At 68.1% G+C, this 21,787-nt stretch carries 18 protein-coding genes and 1 tRNA gene; 8 read left to right on the forward strand and 11 right to left on the reverse strand.

Features of this window, described 5'->3' with window-relative positions; translation table 11 throughout:
• Window positions 1-14: 14 nt before the first annotated feature.
• From CK500_RS00275 to CK500_RS00290, 4 genes are all read right to left on the reverse strand, one after another.
• Window positions 15-2,177, reverse strand: a complete 2,163-nt coding sequence (locus CK500_RS00275) for a (Fe-S)-binding protein (RefSeq protein WP_095635267.1) — start codon at window positions 2,175-2,177, stop codon at window positions 15-17.
• Window positions 2,178-2,281: 104 nt separating this feature from the next.
• Window positions 2,282-2,995, reverse strand: coding sequence for an energy-coupling factor transporter transmembrane component T family protein (locus tag CK500_RS00280; RefSeq protein WP_095635268.1), 714 nt, complete (start codon window positions 2,993-2,995; stop codon window positions 2,282-2,284).
• A complete protein-coding gene (locus CK500_RS00285) occupies window positions 2,992-3,810 on the reverse strand; it encodes an energy-coupling factor ABC transporter ATP-binding protein (RefSeq protein ID WP_095635269.1) in 819 nt (272 codons plus the stop codon). The genes CK500_RS00280 and CK500_RS00285 overlap by 4 nt, the downstream gene beginning before the upstream one ends.
• Window positions 3,811-3,840: 30 nt before the next feature.
• Entirely contained in the window at window positions 3,841-4,422 is a 582-nt protein-coding gene (locus CK500_RS00290; RefSeq protein WP_095635270.1) for a biotin transporter BioY, read from the reverse strand.
• A gap of 148 nt (window positions 4,423-4,570) precedes the next feature.
• Between CK500_RS00290 and CK500_RS00295 the strand changes: the two genes are divergently transcribed.
• On the forward strand, window positions 4,571-5,245 hold the full coding sequence (locus tag CK500_RS00295) for a hypothetical protein (RefSeq protein WP_095635271.1): 675 nt from the start codon (window positions 4,571-4,573) through the stop codon (window positions 5,243-5,245).
• 535 nt (window positions 5,246-5,780) lie between these two features.
• Here CK500_RS00295 and CK500_RS00300 read toward each other — a convergent pair.
• Both CK500_RS00300 and CK500_RS00305 read right to left on the reverse strand, forming a co-directional pair.
• Window positions 5,781-7,175: a signal recognition particle protein Srp54 gene (locus CK500_RS00300; RefSeq protein WP_095635272.1), complete on the reverse strand. Its 1,395-nt coding sequence runs from the start codon at window positions 7,173-7,175 to the stop codon at window positions 5,781-5,783.
• Between the two features lie 53 nt (window positions 7,176-7,228).
• Window positions 7,229-8,101, reverse strand: a complete 873-nt coding sequence (locus tag CK500_RS00305) for a pantoate kinase (RefSeq protein ID WP_095635273.1) — start codon at window positions 8,099-8,101, stop codon at window positions 7,229-7,231.
• A 94-nt stretch (window positions 8,102-8,195) separates the two neighbouring features.
• Here CK500_RS00305 and CK500_RS00310 point away from each other — a divergent pair, with 94 nt between their 5' ends.
• From CK500_RS00310 to CK500_RS00320, 3 genes are all read left to right on the forward strand, one after another.
• Window positions 8,196-8,723, forward strand: coding sequence for a zinc ribbon domain-containing protein (locus tag CK500_RS00310; protein WP_095635274.1), 528 nt, complete (start codon window positions 8,196-8,198; stop codon window positions 8,721-8,723).
• 122 nt (window positions 8,724-8,845) lie between these two features.
• A complete protein-coding gene (locus tag CK500_RS00315) occupies window positions 8,846-9,343 on the forward strand; it encodes a FlaD/FlaE family flagellar protein (protein WP_095635275.1) in 498 nt (165 codons plus the stop codon).
• Window positions 9,340-10,395, forward strand: a complete 1,056-nt coding sequence (locus CK500_RS00320; RefSeq protein WP_095635276.1) for an acetate and sugar kinases/Hsc70/actin family protein — start codon at window positions 9,340-9,342, stop codon at window positions 10,393-10,395. The genes CK500_RS00315 and CK500_RS00320 overlap by 4 nt, the downstream gene beginning before the upstream one ends.
• 612 nt (window positions 10,396-11,007) lie before the next feature.
• Here CK500_RS00320 and CK500_RS00325 read toward each other — a convergent pair.
• A complete protein-coding gene (locus CK500_RS00325; protein ID WP_095635277.1) occupies window positions 11,008-11,526 on the reverse strand; it encodes a hypothetical protein in 519 nt (172 codons plus the stop codon).
• Between the two features lie 152 nt (window positions 11,527-11,678).
• Here CK500_RS00325 and CK500_RS00330 point away from each other — a divergent pair, with 152 nt between their 5' ends.
• The 3 genes from CK500_RS00330 (at window position 11,679) to CK500_RS00340 (ending at window position 16,599) form a co-directional block, all read left to right on the forward strand.
• Window positions 11,679-12,344: a hypothetical protein gene (locus CK500_RS00330; RefSeq protein WP_095635278.1), complete on the forward strand. Its 666-nt coding sequence runs from the start codon at window positions 11,679-11,681 to the stop codon at window positions 12,342-12,344.
• Between the two features lie 249 nt (window positions 12,345-12,593).
• Complete coding sequence (locus tag CK500_RS00335; RefSeq protein ID WP_095635279.1) at window positions 12,594-15,272, forward strand: AAA family ATPase; 2,679 nt, start codon at window positions 12,594-12,596, stop codon at window positions 15,270-15,272.
• The gene (locus CK500_RS00340) at window positions 15,265-16,599 is read left to right on the forward strand and encodes a hypothetical protein (RefSeq protein WP_095635280.1); all 1,335 of its coding nucleotides are present in this window, start codon (window positions 15,265-15,267) and stop codon (window positions 16,597-16,599) included. The genes CK500_RS00335 and CK500_RS00340 overlap by 8 nt, the downstream gene beginning before the upstream one ends.
• Window positions 16,600-16,812: 213 nt before the next feature.
• Here CK500_RS00340 and CK500_RS00345 read toward each other — a convergent pair.
• Window positions 16,813-16,963 (reverse strand) — tRNA-Gln (locus CK500_RS00345).
• A 127-nt stretch (window positions 16,964-17,090) separates the two neighbouring features.
• Here CK500_RS00345 and CK500_RS00350 point away from each other — a divergent pair.
• Window positions 17,091-17,993: an NAD-dependent epimerase/dehydratase family protein gene (locus tag CK500_RS00350; RefSeq protein WP_095635281.1), complete on the forward strand. Its 903-nt coding sequence runs from the start codon at window positions 17,091-17,093 to the stop codon at window positions 17,991-17,993.
• Window positions 17,994-18,049: 56 nt separating this feature from the next.
• On the opposite strand, the gene CK500_RS00355 is transcribed toward CK500_RS00350, so the two are convergent.
• The 3 genes from CK500_RS00355 to CK500_RS00365 all read right to left on the reverse strand — a co-directional run bounded on the left by CK500_RS00355 (window position 18,050) and on the right by CK500_RS00365 (window position 21,750).
• Window positions 18,050-19,492 carry a DUF5305 domain-containing protein gene (locus CK500_RS00355; protein WP_233138631.1) on the reverse strand — a complete coding sequence of 481 codons (1,443 nt, stop codon included), beginning with the start codon at window positions 19,490-19,492 and terminating at the stop codon, window positions 18,050-18,052.
• Window positions 19,493-19,496: 4 nt separating this feature from the next.
• Window positions 19,497-20,660: a signal peptidase I gene (locus CK500_RS00360; RefSeq protein ID WP_095635282.1), complete on the reverse strand. Its 1,164-nt coding sequence runs from the start codon at window positions 20,658-20,660 to the stop codon at window positions 19,497-19,499.
• A gap of 190 nt (window positions 20,661-20,850) precedes the next feature.
• A complete protein-coding gene (locus CK500_RS00365) occupies window positions 20,851-21,750 on the reverse strand; it encodes a hypothetical protein (RefSeq protein ID WP_095635283.1) in 900 nt (299 codons plus the stop codon).
• Between the last annotated feature and the right edge of the window lie 37 nt (window positions 21,751-21,787).

Raw genomic sequence — 21,787 nt, forward strand, 5'->3', positions numbered from 1 at the left:
CCGGTTCTCCCCGGCTACGAGTCCGCCTCCACCGCCTCGATCAACAGCTCCGCGACGTCGACGATCTCCACCTCGTCTTCGAAGTCCCCCGTCTTCCGCCCGTCTTCGAACATCGTCGTGCACATCGGGCAGGCGACGACGAACTTCTCTATCGCGCCGCCGGCGTCCGTGTCCTCGACCGCCTCGCGGAGGCGCTCCTCGCTCGGCTTGACGTCCTCGTCGTGTTCGGTCCACAGGCCGCCCCCGCCGCCGCCACAGCAGAACGAGTCGTCCCGCGAGCGCGGCATCTCGTGGAGGTCGGCGCCGGTCGCTTCGATCAGCTCGCGGGGGGCCTCGTACTCGTCGTTGTACCGCCCGAGGTGACACGGGTCGTGGTAGGTGACGGTGTAGTCGAGCTCGTCGCCGGACAGGCCGAGCCGGCCCGCCTCGACCAGCTCCTCGACCACCTGCGTCCAGTGGAACACGTCGATCTCCCCCTCGGGGTTCCACGGCTCCTCGCGGTCGAACGGCATCATCGGGTCGTCCGCGAACTCCGCGAAGTCGACCTCGGGGTACTCGTTTTTGATGGTGTTATAGGAGTGCGGATCGGTACAGACGATCGAGTCGAACTCGCAGTCCGCGAACGTCTCGACGTGGTGGCCCGCCAGCTCGAGGTAGAGGAACTCCTCGCCGATCCGCCGGATGTCGTTGCCGTCGGTCTTCTCGTCGTCGAATAAGATTCCGAACTCGACGCCCGCCTCGTCGAACAGCCGGGCCAGCGCCCGGGCGACCTTCCTGTTCCGGTCGTCGAAGCTCGGGTAGTCGCCGACGTACCAGAGGTACTCCACCTCGCGCTCGCGGGCGTCCGGGACCTCCACGTCCTCGTCGAGGTCGTCTGCCCAGTCGCCGCGGGCCGACTGCGACTCGCCGAAGGTGTTCCCCTTCTGCATCACGTCCTGGAACACGTCCTGGAGGTTCGAGTCGACCGCCCCCTCGTCGACGAGCTGGCGGTTCATCTTGGTGAACGAGGTGAGGTGTTCGATGTCGACGGGGCAGGCGTCCATGCAGGCCATACACGACATACAGGACTCCATCGACTCGCTCGCGATGACGCCCCCCTCGTCGGCGACGATGGGGACGGTTCCTCCATCAGTCGCGACCGCGTTCCCGTCCCCCGCACCCGCCACCGCGTCGTCGCTCACGGACTCGCGGTACGCCTTCAGGTCCAAGATTACGTCCCGGGGGTCGAGGTTCCGGCCGACGGTCTCGGCGGGGCAGGCCGACGAGCACCGCCCGCACTTCGTGCAGGCGTCGCCGTCCATGAGCTCCTTCCAGGTGAAGTCCTCGATCGACTCGGCGTTGGTGTGATCGAGGTCGGCGGGGACGTTCGGGAGCCGCGCGCCCGCGTTCTCGTCGCGGGCGACGACGTTCGCGAACGAGGAGATCATGTGGAACGGCTTCGCGTACGGGATCCACGCGATGAACGCGAACGCCAGGAGCGAGTGGCTCCACCAGACGACGCCGTAGAGCGCCTCGGCGCCCGCGGGCGTGAGGCCCGCCGCCTCGAAGCCGGCCGCCATCGCCATGCCGACGAAGCTCACCGTCTCCGTCGCCCGCGCGGGCTGGCCGACGATACCGAGCGCCTGCACGACGAAGCCGCCGACGCCGAGCGCGAAGAGCGTCCAGACGAACGCGTCGTCCTCCAGCGAGGTGTGTTTGCCCCACAGCCGTCCCTCTCGGTTCCGGTAGCGACGGACCATCGCCATCCCGACGCCGACGACGAACAGCAGGCCGAACGCGTCGACGACGAACTGGTAGGCCAGGTAGAAGTCGCCCACCCAGAACGACTCGCCCGCGATCGGGCGGTACACGTCGATGTCGAACCCGAGGATCGTCGTCGCGACGAGCAGGGTGAGGAACCCCCACAGCACGAGCGTGTGCATCACCCCGGCGTACAGGTCCCGGTCGAACTGGTTCTCGTTCGAGAGCACCGTCTTCGTCGCCGCGACCGTCCGGGCGGGGAGGTCCGACAGCCGGTCGCGGGGGTCCGCGCTCCCCCGCGCGTACGCCGCGAACCGGGCGTACACCCCGTACAGGAACACGAGGATCGCGACCGCCGCGAGCCAGTAGAACGCGGCCTTCCCGACCGGGCCGATCGTCCAGAACGTCTCCCGAGTGGCCGCCTGCATGGGAGTCATGATCGATCACGCGGATACGGCGGGGTTAAAGCTTGCCACAACGCGGGGCGCGTCGTCGGCCGTTTCCGGGGCGATCCCGCCGCCTCCTCTCGGTCGGCGGCGAGCTACACGACGGTCGCCACGGCGGCCGCCGCCAACCCCCCGCCGACCGCGAGCGCCGGGAGGTCGGCGGGCCCGAGCGCCAGCCGCGGGAGCGTCGGATTCCACGCGAAACACCGGGCGTTCAGCGCGGTCCCCAGCCGGTCGGCCCGCCCGAACGCGCGATTGAGCCCCGCGACGGCGACGAGCCGCATCCGCTCGCGGACCGGGAGCGTCCCGCCGCCGCGCGCCCGGACCGCCTCGCGGGCGGTCAGCAGGTCCCGCCGGAGGAGCGGGAGGAACCGGAACACGAGCGCGACGCCGACCCCGAGGAACTGACCGGGTCTCCCCGGGATCGCGCGCTGGATCGCCGCCCGCGAGTCCCGGACCGGGGTCGACCTGACGTAGCCGGCGGCGACGACGAGGATCAGCAGGACGCGGTAGCTCGCGAGCCCCGTGGCCGCGGCGCGCTCGACCCGGAACCACGGCGCCCCGAGCGTCGCACCGGCGATCAGGGGGGCGAGGAGGAGCACCGGGAACGCGGCCCGGTAGGTCCAGAGGTCCCGCGGTCCGCCCCCCGCGAGGAACAGGCAGGCGACGGCGAGGAGGGTGAGCGCGGCGAGCCCGCGGGGCGTCGTGTACGCGTACGCGGCGGCCGCGAACCCGGCCTGCACGAGGAGCTTCGACCGCGGGTCGAGCCGGTGGGCGAGCGAGTCGCCGGGGACGTACGAGAGGGTCACTGGTCGGTGGGGCCGCCGGTCTCGTGCTCTGAGGGCTCGCCGGGCTCGCGCCCGGTGGGCCCGCCGGTCTCACCGAAGTCGAACGACGCCGGCACCCGCACGTCGAGCCCCGGCAGCTTCTCGGCCGCCGCCCGCGGCGCGTCGTCGACGGCGACGCGCCCCGCGGACAGCCCGACCACCCGGTCCGCGAGTCCGAGCACGTCGCGGAGGTCGTGAGTGACGGCGATCACGCTCGTCCCGGCCGCGTGCAGCTCGCGCAGGCGGTCGAGCACCGAGCGCCGGGCCGGCTCGTCGAGGCCGGTGAACGGCTCGTCTAAGACGAGGTGATCGGGCTCCATCGCGAGCGCGCCCGCGATCGCGACGCGCTCGCGCTCGCCCCCGGAGAGGCCCGCGATCCGGTCGTCTCCGCGCCCGGCCATGTTCACCGCCGCGAGCGCGTCCTCGACGCGCCGGTCGATCTCGGCGTGCGAGCACCCGAGGTTCTCCGGGCCGAACGCCACGTCGGCGCCGACGGTGGCGGCGACCAGCTGGTCGCGCGGGTCCTGGAACACCATGCCGACCGCCGAGCGCGCGGCGACGAGGTCGTCGCTCACGGGGGTTCCATTCACCGAGACCGTCCCCGCGTCCGGCGTCACGAGCCCGTTGAAGGACCTGACAAGCGTCGTCTTGCCGGAGCCGTTCGCGCCGGCGACGACGAGGAACTCGCCGTCGGCGACCGAGAGGGTCACGTCGTCGACCGCGACGACGCCGGCGTCGCCCTCCGCGCCTCCCGCGGCGCCGCCGAACCGGCAGGTGACGCCGTCGGCCTCGATCACGGGTTCGCCTCCTGAGCGATCACGGCGGCCTCACGCGGCCGCGACCGCGTCGGAGCGAACGATGCCGACCGCGGCCGCGACCTTCAGCGCCTCCGCGGGCAGGAACGCGACCGCGCCCACGGTCACCGCCTCGACGGGGCCGAGCGCGAGCACGTACGCGAGCCCGGCGACGCCGAGCGCGTAGATGACGACGGTGCCGAGGACCATCGCGCCCACAAGCGTCGGCAGCCCGACCGTGTCGAGGTCGCGGAGGGTCACGCCGCGGTGAACGACCGCGCCGACGGCGGCGGCGGCCAGCGGGTACGACCAGAGGTAGCCCGCCGACTGGCCGACGAGCGCGCCCACGCCCGCGGAGCCGCCCTCGAACACCGGGGCGCCGACCGCGCCCGCCGCGAGGTAGAGGACGAGGGACGCGGCCCCCCACACCGGACCGAGGTAGATCCCGGCGAGGAACACGCCGAGCACCTGGAGCGTCACCGAGACGGGCGAGACGGGATTCGGGAAGGTCACGTACGCGAACGCGCCGACGAGCGCGGCGAAGAGCGCCGCGCGAGCGAGGTTCGTCGCGGCCTCGTCGCCGACGAGATCCACCGACTCCGTGCTGGTTGCCATGTCTCCGAGACCCTCGTAAACCGACTTGAAGGTACTGGTTGACGACGAGAGAAGGGGGGAGGGCTCCGTCGGTCGTCGATCGTCTCGCCGAAAGCCGGCTCGGGCCGGACGCGAGGCTTATTTGTCGTCGGCGCGTATCGCCCCGTCCATGGACGAGAAGACCTCCGAGCTCCGCGATCTCTTCGTCGAGACCACCGGGTCCGAGACGGTGACCGAGCGGCAGGCGGAGTCGCGCGGGACGCTCACCGACCGCGACGAGGCGGCGGTCGACGAGCGGCTCCGCGAGCTCGTCGCCGCGATGCGCGAGCGCTACGACTTCTCGACCGACCTCGACGACGCGACCTACGTCCGGATCGCTCGCGGGCGCTTCGAGGAGGAGGACGACGAGGCGATCGCGACCGCGCTCGTCGAGGAGCGCGAGGCCGACGGGGACGGCGATGGGGCGGGAGGCGAGTCGGGCGCCCCGCCCGTCGTCGACCCCGGAACGGTCCGCGACGCCCGGCTCGACCTCCACCTCGTCCGCGAGGCCGACCGCGAGGTCGGCGACGCCGCGTTCGCGTACGACGACCTGAAGCAGTTGACCGCCGAGGGTCGCTCGATCCCGGAGTGCGCCGAGGCGCTCGACGCCGACCCCGACGCCGTCGCGAAACACGCCCGCGTCGCCCGCGTGGACCTGACCTCCACCCGCGCGAACGACCGCTTCCGCGACGAGTTCCGCGACCTCCTCACCGACGCCGAGATCGAGGGCTCACACGCCGAGACCGCCCGCGACGACGGCCTCGAAGAGGCGACCGAGGACATCGAGACCGACGTTTCCTTATAAACCGAACTGCGGTCGGCGCGTGCCGGCGAGCGGGCCATCGGCCCGCGAGCCGCACGCGCGAGGGAGTCGCTGGCGCCTTATAAGGCGCCAGCGACAGGGCGAGAGCGAAGCTCTCGCTTGCAACCGGACGTAGTCCGGTGACGAGGCTGGGGAGGCGTGAGGCTGCTGTGCGGGGTGGGACTCAAAGGGGCAGCCGGGAGGACGGCGCAGGCGACACAAGCACCGCAACGAGGGAGCGATAGCGACCGAGTGAGGAGCGTGGTTCGAGACGCCTCCGGCGTCTCGTCATCGCCAGAAATCGGAGATTTCTGGCTAGCAGTCAGAACGCTTCGCGTTCTGACGACATCACGAAAGGCGCTTCGCACCTTTCGAACGACAGCGAGCGTGCGCCGTCCTCCCGGCTGGGGCTTTGGAGGAGTTCATCGTCGGTCCACGGACAACCATTTATAAGCGAACAGCCGGAGCTGTCCGATCGGCTATTGCCGATACACACTCAAAAACGCCGCTTCACGAATACTGACCCGCGATCGATTCCTTAAAACGGCCCCTTACCGCCGCCCATCATGTCGCCGAGGCCGCCGCCGTCGCCGCCGCCCATCTTCTTCATCATGCGCTGCATGTCGCCCTCGCCCATGCCCTGGAACTGACTGATCGTCTGTTCCATCATGGAGTGCTGTTCGAGCAGCTGCTGGACCGTCTCCTCGTCGGTGCCGGAGCCGCGCGCGATCCGCTCCGTGCGCGACTGGCCGACGACGCGGGGGTTCTCCAGCTCCTCCTCGGTCATCGAGTCCATGATGCGCTCGAAGCGGCGCATCCGGTCTTGGGTCACGTCCATCGCGTCGTCCGGGAGCTGGTCCATCATCCCGCCGCCCATCCCGGGGATCATGTCCATCACCTGGTCTAAGGGCCCCATCCGGTTCATCGCGTCCATCTGCTTTTTCATGTCCTTCAGGGTGAACTCCCCCTGCAGCATGTCCTCGGGGTCCCAGTCCTCGTCCTCCTCCTGAGCCTCCTGCATGGCGCGCTCGACGCGCTCGGAGAGCTGCTTGAGGTCGCCCATCCCGAGCAGCCGGGAGATGAACCCGGAGGGCTCGAACCGCTCGATGTCCTGGACCGTCTCGCCGGTCCCGAGGAAGGCGATGGAGGAGTCTGTCTCGTTGACGGCCGTCAGCGCCCCGCCACCCTTCGCGGTCCCGTCGAGCTTGGTGATCATTACGCCCTCGATGCCGATCGACTCCTCGAACTGGCGGGCCTGCTCCTTCGCGCCCTGCCCGATCGCGGCGTCCAAGACGAGGAGGGAGCGGTCGGGGTCGACCGCCGACTCGATCTCTTCGATCTCGTCGATCAGGTCGTCTTCGAGCGCGTGGCGCCCGGCCGTGTCCACGATGTGCACGTCGGCGTCCTCGGTCTCCGCCAGTCCCGTCCGGGCGATGTCGACCGGGTCGTCGTTGTCGGGGTTCCCGTAGAAGTCGACCTCCGCGCGCTCGCACATCTGCTTGGCCTGGTCGTACGCGCCCGGCCGGAAGGTGTCGGTCTGGATGACTGCGGGGCGGAGCCCCTTCTTCGAGAACCACCACGCCATCTTGGCGGCGGAGGTGGTCTTCCCGGACCCCTGCAGCCCGGCGAGCAGGATCGTCTGGTTCTCCAGGGGGAGCTCGGTGGAGTCCCCCACCAGATCGACCATCTCCTCGTAGACGATCTTGAGGACGTGGTCCTTCGCGGTCGTGCCGCCCGGCGGCTCCTCCTCGAGGGCGCGGGACTTGATCGAGTCCGACAGCTCCATCACGAGGGAGACGTCGACGTCGGCGGAGAGGAGCGAGCGCTGGATCTCCTTGACGATCTCCTCGACGTCGCTCTCGGAGAGTCGGGACTTCCCCTGGAGCTTGTCGAGGCTGCTCCGGAGGGACGTACCGAGGTCGTCGAGTACCATTTGCCGGAGCTAGGCGGCCGACGCGGTAAAGCTTTGTTCGTCGGCGTCGCCGTTCACCCTTGCCCGTCAACCGTCAGCCGCGCGCCTGCGGCGTCGATCCGACAGACCTCGGGGTCGTAGCCCGCATCGGAGAGCCCGGTGCCGAGCGCGAAGACGGTGCGGCCGAGCATCGCCATCGCCGCCTCGCCGCCCGCCTCGCCGACCGCGTCGATCGCCGCCGCGACCTCGGGCACGAGGAGGTCCGCCTCGCGGGCGAACGCGCGAGCCGCGTCCATCATCGTCGGGAGCCGCGGGTCCGCCCGGAGCCGGTCGAGCGCGTCCTCGCCGGCCGCCGAGAGCGCGGTCGTGTCGCCGCCCAACACCTCCTCGGTCGACAGCTCGCCGAACGTGACGTACTCCACGCGCGCGGTCGCGGGAAGCCCGTCGAGCTCCCCGATCCCGGGCGCGCCGGGTTCGACCCGGATCGGGACGCCGCCGCGCGCCTGCGCGACCACGTCGCCGAGTCCGGTTCCGCGAGCCACCTCCGCCTCGTGGGCGATTCGGACCAGCTCGTTCTCCGACCGACCGCGGTCGAGGAGGTCGTTCGCGGCGAGCGCGGCGCCGAGCGTCGCGGCGCCCGAGACCCCGAAGCCGGCGCCGATTGGGAGGTCCGTCTCGACGGCGACGTCGACGCCGGTCGCGCCAAGCTCCGCGAGGGCGTCGTCGACCGCGCCGATGGTCCCCGACTCGCCGTCGATGGTCCGGGCGCCCGAACCGCCGTCGCCTGCCTCTGTTTCGCCACCGGCCGACACCCGGACCGTGACCCCGTCGGTGAGCGTCACCCCGGCGCCGCGCGAGCCCGCGGCCGCGGGGCGCGCGGCCGGGTGCGCGCTGAAGAAGGCGGTGACGTGGCCGGGAACGAACGCGGTCGCCCGCTGCCTGCTCATGGCGAGTCGGAGGTGCGGGCGTCGATTAACGGTTGTTATCCGCGATGCCGGCGACACCGCAGGCCTAAGTATCGTCCGACCGAACCGGCGAGGTATGCGAGACCAGTTCCGTCCCCTGCTCGCCGCGCTGCTGGCGTTGGCGTTGCCGGGCCTCGGTCACCTCACCCTGCGCCGGTGGGGACGGGCGCTGCTGTGGCACCTGACGATCGTCGGCGGCGGCGTGGCGCTGTTCGCCCTCTACGACGTGCCCGTCGAATCGACGGTTTCGGTGGCGGAGGCCGCCGAGACGGCGGCCGCGCTCCCGACCGACGTGACGCTCCCGATCGCCGTCCTGTACGCCCTCTCCGCGGTCGACGCCTACCTCGTCGGGCGGGCCGACGTCGCCGAACAGCAGCGCGCCGATGCGACGGCCGAGGCGATCCGGCGCCGCGCCGCGAGCGACGACGGGGAGGGAGCCGGCGACCTCGGGGGCGCGAACGCACCGGCCTCGGCCGGAGCCGTCGCGGAGACCGCCGCGGGACCGGCGGAGGTCGAGTGCCCGCACTGCGGCAAGGAGACGGACGCCGACCTCGACTTCTGTCACTGGTGTACCGAGCCGCTCCCGTGGGCCGACGGGGAGTAGACGCGGGGACTCGTCGCGGTCGCCCGCGACCGATGTGGTTTCTCACCGCTGATAACCGCGTGACAACTATCATATAGCCGGCCCGTGAGTGTCCGGGTACGGACGCGAACGACGGACGGAACATGAGTCTGAATCCACGGCAATACGACGTACGGGAGCTGCGCCGGATCGCGGACGCACCGCGGGACGGCGCCGACGGAGCGCCTCGGGAGCGGTCGCTTCGTCAGCCGAACCGGAACCGAGCGGAGCAGGCGGCCCGCTCGGCCGCGTTCACCGAACTGCTCCAGCGTCAGCGGGGGCTGCGGCTGTCCGGCGGCGGGGACCGACCCGACGCCGGCGATCGGCCGTACCTGACGGCGATCCCGGCCTCGCCGGAGGCGGAACACGAGATCGGCGAGTGGCTCGGCTACCTCGTCGACGTGGGCGGCCACGTGCGGAGCCGGGACGCCCTGGCGTACTACGCCGAGCTCGGCTGGGTCGACGACGACGCGGTCGAAGCCCTTCGGCGCCGGTTGGAGGGGTTCGACGCCCCGCGGTACGACCGGCCCTTCACCCCCGCAGACCACCGGATCAGCCTCGTCTCCATCGTCCGGATCGCTTCGTGTGCGAGTGAATCATGAGCGACGACGACGAATCCACGGACATCAACAGTACAGACGGCCCGGAAGCGGTCGGCGTGAAACTCGGCAGCACGCGGACGGTGCTCGACCTCCCCGACGGGCGGGGCGGTCGCGAGCGACACTCGACGCTGACGTGTCTGGCTACCTACGAGGACGCCATCACGGGCGAGGAGAAGGTCCTGTTCGGCCACGAGGCCGCGATCGAGTACCCCGACACGGTGCGCTTCATGCTCCGGTCGGGGCTTCCCGAGGACGACGAGAGCGTCGCCGACGCGGAGCGCTTCTTCGAGGCGCTCGTGGACGCCCACGACGTGCCCGAGGACAGCGCGGTGGTCTATGCGGTCCCCACCATCGACAACGAGGCGGGCGTGAACAACCTCAAGTCGGTGATCGAGGGCTCCTCGATCGGACAGGTCGAGACACGGAGCTACCCCGAGTCGCTGTGCGGGGCGATCCCCGCCTACGGTGACGACCTCTCCGCCATCGACGAGGTGTTCGTCTCCATCAACATGGGGTCGACGACGCTGGAGGCGTGCGCCTACCGGCGCGGCGAGCAGCTCTCGCCGTTCTCGACCGGCTCGGTGACGGGCAACGAGGTCGACCGCCGGATCGTCGCCGCCGTCGAGGAGGAGAGCCAGGGCCGCGTCCACATCGACCGGACGACCGCCCGGGAGTACAAGGAGGAGCACGCCGACGTGTACGACTTCGAGCCGTTCACGGACGTGATCCAACAGCCCGGCGGCGGGAGCCACGAGTTCACCGTCGACCGCGGCGTGCGGGAGCCGGTCGACCGGTACATCGACGAGGCGGTCGACGTCGTCGCCAACGAGTTCCTCCCGGAGCTGGCGAACGACCACATGAAACCGTACCAGCTCGCGCTGGGCCGCCCCATCGCCGCAACCGGCGGGATGGCCTGCATCCCCGGTCTCACCGAGGAGTTCGAGAAGCGGCTCTCCGCGGAGCTCGACCGCGACGTCGAGGTCGTCTCCCCCGACGACCCCGCGACCGCCGCGGCCGAGGGCGCCGGCCGGATCGCCGAGCGCCTGATCTGAGCGGTCGTTCCCATTTTCGGTATCTCTCCGTTGGCAGTCTCTCGATAGCGTCTGCACTCCCTCCTCACCGAAGACCGTGCCTTGATCGATGGCGGGAGTGAGTGATGTGGATCGGTGGTGACGGGAGGATATTTAAAAGAACTGTGAGCGACGGCGACGATCGCTTATAAATGACGACGCGGTGGCGCGTGCCGAGGAGCGCCCGGAGGGCGCGACTCGCACGCGCGAGGGAGTCGCTGGCGCCTTATAAGGCGCCAGCGACAGGGCGAGAGCGAAGCTCTCGCTTGCAACCGGACGTAGTCCGGTGACGAGGCTGGGGAGGCGTGAGGTGCGGTGTTGTGCGGGGCGGGGTGGGACTCAAAGGGGCAGTCGCGAAGCGGTCGCAGGCGACGCAAGGACCACAGCGAGGGAGCGGCAGCGACCGAGCGAGGACCGCAGCGAGCGTGCGACCGCTTCGCGGCTGGGGCTTTGGAGATCTTCACCGCGTCATCGATCGCTTATAAACATCCACCAGCACCACCACAATCAGACTTATAAACAACACCTCTACCACCGTGCGAGACCCACTTCCGCCATCGCTCATCTGCTGGGGGTCCAATCGCGCCGCCGGGGTTATACATCGAACAGCCGCTCGGCGTCGTCGGCCTGCCGCCGGTAGATCCCTCTGCCCTTCAGCCGCGGGACCTCGTGGCGGTGGAGCCGCTCCGCCTTGCAGTCGTACACCAGCGGGAACACGTTGGTCCGGCGGCGGGCGACCGTGAACCCGGACATCGCGTCGAGCAGCGACGCGTCCGGATCGGCGGTCACGTACGTCACGTAGCCGATCGGCGTCGGTACTTCCCCGCCGTCGGCGCGCCCCGGCCGGGCGTCGATCCGGTCGGCGAGCACGTCGCGGAACGACTCGGCGGTCTCGACGAGCGTCTCGGCGCCGATCCCGGACGCGTCAGTATCACCCGCGTCGACCTCACCCGCGTCGACGAGCGTCGCCAGCACCGCGACCTCGCCGATCGAGTCGTCGATCTCGCGGGTCCGCCACAGGGGATCGAAGCCGTCCGTCGTCTCGTCGACCACGTCGAACCCGTGTTCGCGTCGGTTCGCGACGACCGCGTCGCGGTACTGGGTCGGATCCATGGAGAGCCTAACGAATTGCATGGTAAAAAATGACACACATGGATCGCGGCGGAGCGAGCTGACGGAGTCGGGTGGCCGATCGAGGGGTGGAGACGGAGAACACGGTCCGACCCCGTCAGTAACACTATGCGCCCTCGCCGCCTGGACGACGCATGAACTCGACCCGGCGACGGTACCTTCGCGGCCTCGGCGGCGCGGGAGCCGGTACGATCGCCTGTCTCGCGGGCTGTACCTCCGGGGCGCCCGGTGACGGCTCCGACGGCGACGATGGCCCCCCGGGATCGGGCGACGGCGGGAACTGCCAGGATGTCGGCGGCACGCGACCCGAGGGAACGGGCGGTCCGGGCGTGACCCTCACCGCGGTCGACGACGATCCGGACCTGCCGGTCGAACTCCAAGTCGACGTCGAGGTCGTCCGCGAGGCGGCGACGCCCGAGCATCCGCCCCGACTCCGGACGACGCTCACGAACGCGGGCGACGACCCGATCCGGGTCGGGGAGGGACGGGCCGTCCACTTCGAGTACGTCGCCGACGACTGCGACGCGCTGACGCTCCTGCCCGGCGACGGCGAGTTCCCGGCCGAGCCCGACTGCTGGCGGCTCACCGAGCGGATCGCGGTGACCGAGGAGTACCAGACGTTCGAGATCGACGCCGGCGAATCGAGCACTCGCCCGGTCGACTGCTACGCGACGCCCACCGACGGCGACGCCTGTCTCCCCGTCGGCGAGTACCGGTTCGAGACGACCGTCTCGGTCGTGTCCGAGGACGCCGAACCGCAGTCGTCGGCGCAGTGGGGGTTCTCCGTCCTGTTGGAGTGAGCGTGGAACTGATCGACAGACGTAGTCTCAGGCGGGGGTGACGTTCCGAGTTTTGTATCTTAGAAGCAAATCTATCTGGAGTCTGGCCCACTGTTCGTTTGAGTAAGCGGTATCTCAGTCACTAAACTCACATTCTCCTGGTGAGCAAAAATCGAATATCTATCCTCGACGTGATCCGCGCATTTTGTCTGCTATCCACAATCTGATCAGCACCCGCAATTTAATCAGGGTACTAACACATTTTCGACTATGGCCCTCGACAAGCCCGAGGAGATAATCCGGGTGTGGGATTCGTATGCTGACGCCGAGTTTCGCTATGCAAGTTCTGATGGAACGGTTCACGACCACGGGGAACAGAATTCGAAGCGTCGAGAGCAGCTTCCCACGCGAATTGACATTCTTAATCGGTTTCTTGACCGCGAGATAGACCTCAAAACGTTCAGGAGTGAAATGGTGAGCGCGGAGGCAAGTAACCGGCTCTGGGGGTTCAGCGGTACAAGCGGTGGGATGTTTCTAAATATGCTCATTTCAACAGCAGAACCCGACCACGAGCCGGAACTGCCGGCACTACTCAGAGAGCTTCTGATCGCACCTGAAAATAAAGACGCTGCCGGTGAGAAAATACGGAGACTAGAGCGACGGGTCGAAGATATTCGCTCTAGGATAGACAACGTCCAGAAGGCACCGCATGCTGGCTCTATCCCGTATTTCCTCTCGTACTTTTGGCAACTGCAAGAGCCTGACACGTACCCTATATACTACAAGTCAATCCGGGATGCGCTTTCAAATCTCGATATCTGGGAGCCAGGTGGTGATTACGCCGAGGACTACATCGAGTTCTGGAAACTGAACGAGGAAATTCGCGATGCTATTGAGACTCATACCGGCGACGAGATCCACCTGTGGGATATCGAGCGTCTATGTCTTTACTGGCTGAATAAGGAAATGATAGACGAGCCGGAGACAGCGCAGTACTTCTGGATTAACTCCGCCAGTACAGGATGGTATCAAGAAGGCGGCGAGGCGTTTTATAAAACAACCCAGGCCGACGGGACGGAACGGCGCAATATCGAGGCCTACGAGCAAGCGCGGCCCGGCGATCAGGTCCTCGTGTACCGAAACGCCCCAAGACAAGCAATCGTCGGAAAAGCGCGAGTCACAGAGGGGCTCCACGAGGAGTATGTCGAATCATACGACGGCCCAGCCGAGGGTATCACGATCACTTGGGATCGATCACTCGAAGGGGTCGAATGGGACGACATTACACGTCTTCCACAACTCGAAGGCAACCCCGTCGTCGAGTCAAACAACCCGTACGTGGTCACCGAGCTTTCCGAGGATGCTTACACTACACTACTACGGCTCGCTGAGGCGGGAGGGCCGAACCACTACTGGGTGACCTCTAACCACCGACAGTGGGACGTTCAGTCGATGACCGAAGGCGAGGAGATCTTCTACACTGCATTCAGCGAAGCGGGGGCCCCTCGAAACCAACAGGAGGCCTTCGAGGCTGCTGGGGCGGGTGACCCCGTGCTGTTCTATGCGTCAGCGCCAACCAGCGCTATCGTTGGAGAAGGGACTGTTGTCGAGGGGTTACACACAGAGCAGACTGAAAGCCATGAGGAGCCAGTCGAAGGCGTCACTATTCGCTACGATGGGTCGATTGAGCCGTTAGACTGGAGCACGGTCGAGTCCATGCCGGAATTGGCCGACACTACGGTTGTCCGAACAAACGGACGGGGAGCGATCTTCTCGCTTTCCGAAGAGGCATTCAAGGCGCTTCGGCACGAGAACCCGCTCGAGGACCGGATCGAATCCCTCCGTGAACGGTTAGCCCGTCTTTCAGTCTCAGTTGATCTGCCCGACGAGCTTTATTACGAGTCCGAAGACGAGCTTCAACGGCAGATACAGGCATCGCTAAACTCTGGAAAGCACATTATCTTCACCGGACCACCCGGAACGGGAAAGACGAAGTTGGCAAAACACGTCTGCGAGCGAGTTGTGGCTACCCAAGGGGAACTCGTGGACGATTATCGGTTCACCACGGCGACAGCCGAATGGACGACCTTCGATACTATTGGTGGATACGTACCGAACCGAACAGCAGAGGGGGATGAGCTGGTGTTCCAGCCGCGAATCTTTCTGGACTGCTTCCGGCGAGATGGAGAAATCAGGAACGAGTGGCTGGTGATCGACGAGATCAACCGCTCCGACATCGACAAGGCGTTCGGGCAGCTGTTTTCAGTGCTCTCAGGTGACACAGTCCAACTCCCGTACGAACGTGATAAACCGGTCGAAATCGCGTCACTCGATGAGTCCACCTCGGAAGAACGCCTGGAGTCAATCGTTACAACCCCAGATATCTTCCCAGTCACGCCGTCGTGGCGTCTCCTGGCTACGATGAACACCTACGACAAAACGTCGCTCTACGAGCTCTCGTACGCGTTTATGCGCCGCTTCAATTTCGTCCACGTCGGAGTTCCTCCGCTCGAAAAGGACGGACAAGTTCGGACCTCACTGTTGGACCCGAACGAAGACGAGAACTATGCAACAGCGTGGATCGAGGCTGACGAGTCACTACGAGACGTACTGGAGACGGCACACAAACAGACCGCCGTGGTCTGGCACAAAGTGAACCAGCACCAGACAATCGGCCCGTCCATTGTTCGTGATATCCTGGGGTACCTCACGGCGGCGGGCCCAGACGTGCCCACTGACCCCGGTCCGGCACTCACTGACGCAGTCGTGGCGCTGGTGTTCCCGCAGCTCGAAGGAATGGCCCCACAGGCACAGCGCAGCCTCGTCGACTCCCTGACCGCGACCGGCGTTCAGACTGAATCGGGGCCGATTGATCTCACCTTGGACGGGGATCGACTCGAGCGAAAAGCCGAAGACTTCTTCGACCTCCCACCGCGCACCGATGAATAAGCTGGGGCGACAAGCGCTGGTCGATGGCGTCCAACAGGAGCTAGTCACATATCTACGGAACGGGACGGTCAACGATCGGGCCGTCGCGCGGTGGCTCGACATAACCGACCTGAACATTGAAAACCTCGATCGGCTCAAACGGATCCATTTCTGTCTCAGCGACGACGTCGTCGAGTTCGCAGCGCAGCTTCAGGAACGACTCCGGCGTGTCAAGACCGCAAACCAGCGCGAGCGCGAGATCACTCGGGGGGAAGTCCGTGGCGCGGTCGACTGGCCGGCGACGACACGGCTCCGATACGCCGATCAATCCGGCGACCGAACAAAATTCGCCTGCAAGACGCCGTATACAGAGTATAACATCGACCAGAACCTCGTCCTCAAGAAGCTGCTTTGGACGATCCACTCTACTGTCGACGAGGACATCGCTGCAATCGAGTACGACTGGCGAACAGATGCCTGGTCAGACGAACAGATCGCAGCGTTCGACCGGACATACGGCAGGAACGTCCACTTGAGCCGTATCCGTAACGGAGCCGACATCCGCGTCACACCACGGATGCTCAACACAGCGCGACGGTCGCGACAGGCGCTGTACACCGATGCGTTCACCCTTTATGATCGGTACCAGCGCTTACTGACTGGAGCCTACGAAGACCCAGACATCTCGGAACTGCTATCGGACACGCTCGTGGTCCCCGAACGCCTCCCGCGACTCTTCGAACTCTTCTGTGTATTCCGGCTGCTGCGCGGGCTTCGATCGCAGGCGTTCCAGCTCCAACCCATTGAGACGGGAAGCAGCCAGTTAGCCGTCCTCCAGGACGAGAATCACACTGTCAACGTCTATCACGATCGAAGTGGGAGCCTTTCCTTCCACGTTCCACTATCCGAACTCGACGGGATAGAGGCAGACTACGCCAAACGCGTCAGAAACGCCCAGAACCAGCACCAGCAGCTGACCAAGGCATTTCTTGACAATAGTACCGAACCCTCGCTGTTCCACGGGCGGCCTGACCTTGTGATCGAGGTCTACGATGGGGAAGCTAAGGGCACACCTGGAGCGATCGTTCTCGGCGAAATAAAGTACAGTGATAGGCAACAGACGTTCACTCGAGGGCTCGAAGAGCTGCTGAAGTACATGGAATTCGTACAGAAAGCCGATTGCGGGTATCTGTCCGAGCGAGACACTGAGATGCTGGGGCTGCTGATAACGGATGCCGTCGAGGTAAACGACGCTTCTCCAGCCGGTGGCCAGGTTACCCACATTTCTGCGCAGGATCTCCTCACAGGCAACACTCCAACAGGTTGGATTCCGGAGGCGGTACGGTAGCCCAATAATCGCCCGAGTTGCCGTGATTGTGACCAACGCGGTGCCATAGCGCGACCGCGAGATGGCGGAGTGAACGCTCCGGAACTACAGGAAGGCGTTCCCGAAGTTCTTCCGGTACCACGACCGCGAGTGGGTGGAGGGCATCGAGATCGGCTGGATCTCCGACTGGAGAGCGCAGACGCCGGCGTGTGAGGACTCTGGACTCCGAGTACATAGTCCCGGGCGGATTCGAACCGCCGTCAATGGCTGACTTCGGGCATCCGACGGGCGTCTCCGAAGAGACGAACCGTGATCGCGTCTCGACCGCGAACGCGGACGGATTCCCTCCAAAGGCCATTATGATTGGCCACTACACCACGGGACTGCACTCGACGGTTGCCCGCCCGCACTCAAGTAGGTTACTTTCCCGACCCTTCGCCGCCGGCCGGTCGCGGCGTCCCCGGCACGCCGGATCGCCGGAGTGACGTGCGACGCTCGCCGACCGCCCTCGTATGGCGACCATCCTCGTCACGGGCAGTTGCGGCGGCGTCGGGAGCTGGACCGTCGACCACTTCGCCGACGCCGGCCACGAGGTCGTCGGCGTCGACCGGCGGACGCCGCCGGGGACCCGCGAGAACGCCGCGTTCAAGGCCGCGGACCTGACCGATTACGGCGAGACGCGACAGCTCGTCGAGGCCGCCGACCCGGACGCCGTGGTCCACCTCGCGGCGATCCCGGACCCCGAGAGCCACGCCGGCTCGCGCGTCTTCGAGAACAACGTTGTCAGCACCTACAACGTCCTCGACGCCGCGGGTGCAGTCGGCGCGCGGATCGCGTGGGCGTCGAGCGAGAGCCTCTACGGGACCGTCTTCGCCGAGGACGACTGGCTCCCGGACGCTCTCCCGATCGACGAGGCGACCCCGACCCAGCCGGAGGACCCCTACGGCCTCTCGAAGGTCGTCGGCGAGGAGGTCGCGGCACGGGTCGCCCGCCGGTACGGCGTCTCCGCCGTCTCGCTGCGGGCGTCGTGGGTGACCTACCCCGGATCCGGTGAGACCCGCACTGCCCGGGAGGCGTTCGATCCGGAGACCGCCGAGCCGAGCGGGAACTGCTGGTCGTACGTCGACGTGCGCGACCTCGTCGCCGCCGTCGAGGCCGCGATCGCACCGGACGCTCCCGAACCCCCGATCGAGGGCCACGAGGCGGTGCTCGTCGTCGCGGCGGAGAACTTCCTCGGGCGCGACACGGCCGCCGCGATCGAGGCGGTCCGCGGCGAGCTCCCCGACGACTGCGACCTCGCGGGCGACGAGTCCGTCTTCGACTGCTCGAAGGCGAAGCGACTGCTCGGCTGGGAGCCCGCGCACTCCTGGCGCGAGGCGGAGGACGCCGACATCCCGGGGCCGTCGTTCCTGTAGTCGGAACCGGGAAGGCGGAAAAGCGATCGGGAGAGACGGGCGACGGAAGCGAGGCGTCAGTCCGTCTCGTCCGGCGACTCGGACTCGCCCTCGTCGGGAGCGCGACCGTCGGACGACAGCGTCGGACTCACGTCGGCGTCGACCCACGCGTCCTCCTCGTCGGGCACCGGGGGCGCGCCGGCCGGCTCCGCGGGGGGCAGCCGGTCTGCGGGGACGGTCCCCGGGTCGTGGCCGGCCCGCGTCCACTTGCCGGCGCGGGACACGTCGTCGTCGATCGCCGCGGAGCCGCCCGGCACGCCGTCTCCGGCGGTCGCCCCGTCGCCGGGCGCCCCGTCCTCGGCGGTCTCCTCCTCCCCGACGACTGCGCCCGCGGCGCCCGCGACCGCGTCCCCGCCGGCCGCGTCTCTCTCCGCCTCGGTCTCGCCGGCGAGCGCCGGGGGCGTGTACGTGAACACGAACTCGTCGGTCACGGCGTGGAACGCCCCCGTCGCCGGATCCTCGACGACCCCGGTGTCGTTGTCGATCGCGAAGTCGACCAGGTCGCGGAGCGTCGACGCCTCCGCCTCGGGACGCTCGTGGACCGACGCGGGGAGCCGGATCGCCGTGATCCACTCCGCGAACTCGGCGCGGTCGTCCCGGTACGAGAGGTACTCGCGTTCGGCCGGCGTGAGCGCGAGGTCGACCTCGCGGCGCGCGTACGCCAGTCCGCCGGCCCCGGCGAGCCCCGCGAGGAACAGCAGCGGCCCGCCCGCGGAGCGGAGGGGCCCGTAGCTCCGCTCGACGGTGACCGGCTCGGTCTGTTCCGTCGTGTCCGACTGGACCCCCGGCTCCGAGACAGTGTACGTGTCGCCGCCGTGATCGAGCGTCATGTCGATCGTCCGCGCGTACGAGGTCGGCTCGCCGTTGATCGTCCCCTCGACGGTCACGGCGGTCGTGACGAACGCCTCCGTCTCGCCGGGCGAGGCGCCGAGATCCGACTCGATCTCGCTCGCCGTCGCGTCGACCTCGGAGCTGTTGAGCGCGAACGACGCGGTCGCCGTCTCGCCGGGCTCGACGCCCGAGACCGTCTCCGTCGCCAGCGTCTCCCGCTCGTCCCAGTAGACGGTCCCGCCCTCACCCCCGACGTTCCGGATGACGAGCACCGACTCGAAGGAGACGTCCACGTCGCTCGCGGCGTCGGCCGCGTAGCTCGTCTGCACGTCGACGTCGAGCACGGGCGCGACCTGGGTGAAGTAGGTGTTCCGGCCGTCGAGCACCGTTCCGGTGTCGAACACGGGGTTCGGCTCCGTCACCTCGGCGGAGTGGACGTACTCGGTCTCGACGGTCAGCGACGAGACGGTCCGGGTCTCGGTCTCGGTCCCCGGGTCGACGTGGGTCGTGTAGACGAGTCCGCCGCCGACCGCCGCGGCGACGAGACAGACGGCGAGGATCACGGTGAACTGTGCGTTCAGTACCGCCCGAAGGCGGAGCCGGGTTTCGCTGGGGGGAGTCTCGCTCATTCGGTCACCTGTAGATCTCGCGGAGGACGCGGCGGTACAGCGGCGGTTTGGCGCGCGATTCGCGGGAGCGTATCCGCGCGGGCTCGCCGCGGAGCAGCAGCAGCCCGAGCCCGACGATGCCGCCGCCGAGGAGCCCGTTGATCGCGACCAGCGGGGCCCACGGATGGACCCCGTACAGCTCGTCGATCACGCCGGGCGGCAACACGGCGAGGTACCGGTGTTCGGCGACGAACAACCGGTAGTAGCCGGTCTCGTCGGGCGCGGTGAGCGTCACCGTCGTCGACGCCTCGCTCCGTCCGCCGACGGCGACGCGCTCGGGGGCGACGTCGACGCCCGGGCTCTGGGGGGTGACGTACGCGTACACCGGCACCAGCCCGGCGTTCGGGACGACGTACTCCAGCTCCTGGCTCGTGCCGCGCTCGATGACGGTCGGGTTCTCCGACTCGAACTCGGCGCTCACGACGCCGTACTCCTGGGTCCCGCCCGGGACGACCATCGCGGCGGTCGCGGTCGCCATCAACACCAGCGCGAGCACGCCGACGATGGCGAACACCGAGGTGCCGTCGTCCCGAGAGCGGTCGCGCTCTCGCGCCTCGCGGCTCCCGCTGTCGAGGTACCAGTCGACCGCGTACGCGACTCCGGAGAGCGCGAAGAGGATGTACGCGAGCCCCTGCGTGCCCTGTAGCGACCGGATCCCGAGCGCGACCGCCAGCCGCGTCTGGACGGCGTCGAGCGCCGACTGGAACCCCATCGCGACGGTCCCCAAGTGGGGGATGACGACGACCTCCCCGCCGACCTGCAGCGCCTTCGCGACCACATCGGCCTCCTGTACGACGGGTTCGCCGCCGTCCTGGTCCGTGAACGGGTTGTTGTCGCCACGTGTGACGTATCCCCGCTCCGTCTCCTCGACGACGCGGTGGGTCGTCAGCCCGCCGCCCTGTATCTCTTGGGCGTCGAAGGTCACCACGTCGCCGACGCCGATCCCGCCGGCGATCGGTGCGGGGATCGCGACGAACCCGTCGCCCGGACTGAGGACGGGCTGCATGCTGCCCGTCTCGACGTAGCTCAGGAGCACCGGCTGCCCGAGGTACTGCCCCACGACCAGCGAGGCGACGACGAGCACGGCGGCGATCTGCAGCGTTATCGAGAGGGTGCGTTTGAGTGACATGGGTCGTGTCTCGGCGGTCGAGCGACGCGGTCCGTCGTCGGTCGGCGACCCGCGGTCACCGATCGATCCGTCGATCGGTCGTCACCCGAGAATGTCATCGATACGTTATAAATTCGTGGTTCGGCGCAGGCGGCGACGGGCGATGACGGGGGTGAGGGCGACGACGAGCGGCGGGGGCGCCGAGGGACCGTCACTCCTCGAACGCCCCGGCCGCGAGCAGGGCGAACGGTCCGATGAATGCCAGACAGAAGCCGAGCAGGTGGACGTACAGGTTCACCACGCTGCCCGTCCCCGTCGCGTCGCCCGGGAATCCGACCACCGGGTAGCCGACCGTCAGGGCGACGCCGACCGCGAACAGGTCGCCGTATCCCGGGTTCGAGACCGCGGCGCGGACGCCCCCGCGGACCGCGCTCCGGATCCGGATCCCGGTGCTCGACGCGTACAGCAGCCCGAGCAGGAGCCCGGCGACGGCCGTCGCGAGCCCGGCGAGCCCGGGGCCGTCGAGGCTCCCCGGGGCGACCGGCAGCGCCAGCAGCGCCATCCAGCCGACGAGCGGGAAGAAGGCGGCGGGAAGCGCGCGGATCGAGGCGCCCGGGAAGAACCGCTCGCGGGCGTAGACCCCGATCAGGAGCGGGAGCAGTCCCGCGAGCGCCATGTTGACTCCGGAGAAGCCGAAGCCGATCGCGTTCCGGGGGACGGCGAGGTTCAGCGCCGAGAGCGCGAAGGGGAACGCGAGGAGGAACGTCGCGAGCGCGACCAGGAAGAACCGCCGGTAGCCGGCCAACACCGCGAGCGCGTAGCCGACCCCGGCGAGGAGGCAGTACCCCGCGACGTTGCCGGCGAGGTGACCCGGGTCGAGGTGGACGTAGTGGGCGGTGAAGGCGGTCCGCACCGTCGGGTCGGTGTACGCGAACGCCAGCGACCGGCGCGTCGCCTCGGGGAGCGCGAAGACGGCGCCGAGGACCGCGGGCACCGACGCGAGCACGAGCAGGTCCGCGAGCCGGACCCGCGCGAGCAGCTCGCGGCGGAACCCGTCGTCGGCGTTCCGGTCCGCGGTTCCGTCGCTCCGCGCGTTCGAGGGGGCCGTCACGCTCCGACGGTCGCGGACCAGCGATTAAGACCTGTCG

The sequence above is a fragment of the Halorubrum salipaludis genome, assembly GCF_002286985.1.
Classification (GTDB): Archaea; Halobacteriota; Halobacteria; order Halobacteriales; family Haloferacaceae; genus Halorubrum; species Halorubrum salipaludis.

What these genes read in the sequence shown, in the direction of transcription:
- CK500_RS00275 (WP_095635267.1), bottom strand. Translation starts at nt 2,177, where the DNA reads ATGACTCCCATGCAGGCGGCCACTCGGGAGACGTTCTGGACGATCGGC.
- CK500_RS00290 (WP_095635270.1), bottom strand. Translation starts at nt 4,422, where the DNA reads ATGGCAACCAGCACGGAGTCGGTGGATCTCGTCGGCGACGAGGCCGCG.
- CK500_RS00295 (WP_095635271.1), top strand. Translation starts at nt 4,571, where the DNA reads ATGGACGAGAAGACCTCCGAGCTCCGCGATCTCTTCGTCGAGACCACC.
- CK500_RS00300 (WP_095635272.1), bottom strand. Translation starts at nt 7,175, where the DNA reads ATGGTACTCGACGACCTCGGTACGTCCCTCCGGAGCAGCCTCGACAAG.
- CK500_RS00305 (WP_095635273.1), bottom strand. Translation starts at nt 8,101, where the DNA reads ATGAGCAGGCAGCGGGCGACCGCGTTCGTTCCCGGCCACGTCACCGCC.
- CK500_RS00310 (WP_095635274.1), top strand. Translation starts at nt 8,196, where the DNA reads ATGCGAGACCAGTTCCGTCCCCTGCTCGCCGCGCTGCTGGCGTTGGCG.
- CK500_RS00315 (WP_095635275.1), top strand. Translation starts at nt 8,846, where the DNA reads ATGAGTCTGAATCCACGGCAATACGACGTACGGGAGCTGCGCCGGATC.
- CK500_RS00320 (WP_095635276.1), top strand. Translation starts at nt 9,340, where the DNA reads ATGAGCGACGACGACGAATCCACGGACATCAACAGTACAGACGGCCCG.
- CK500_RS00325 (WP_095635277.1), bottom strand. Translation starts at nt 11,526, where the DNA reads ATGGATCCGACCCAGTACCGCGACGCGGTCGTCGCGAACCGACGCGAA.
- CK500_RS00330 (WP_095635278.1), top strand. Translation starts at nt 11,679, where the DNA reads ATGAACTCGACCCGGCGACGGTACCTTCGCGGCCTCGGCGGCGCGGGA.
- CK500_RS00335 (WP_095635279.1), top strand. Translation starts at nt 12,594, where the DNA reads ATGGCCCTCGACAAGCCCGAGGAGATAATCCGGGTGTGGGATTCGTAT.
- CK500_RS00340 (WP_095635280.1), top strand. Translation starts at nt 15,265, where the DNA reads ATGAATAAGCTGGGGCGACAAGCGCTGGTCGATGGCGTCCAACAGGAG.
- CK500_RS00350 (WP_095635281.1), top strand. Translation starts at nt 17,091, where the DNA reads ATGGCGACCATCCTCGTCACGGGCAGTTGCGGCGGCGTCGGGAGCTGG.
- CK500_RS00355 (WP_233138631.1), bottom strand. Translation starts at nt 19,492, where the DNA reads ATGAGCGAGACTCCCCCCAGCGAAACCCGGCTCCGCCTTCGGGCGGTA.
- CK500_RS00360 (WP_095635282.1), bottom strand. Translation starts at nt 20,660, where the DNA reads ATGTCACTCAAACGCACCCTCTCGATAACGCTGCAGATCGCCGCCGTG.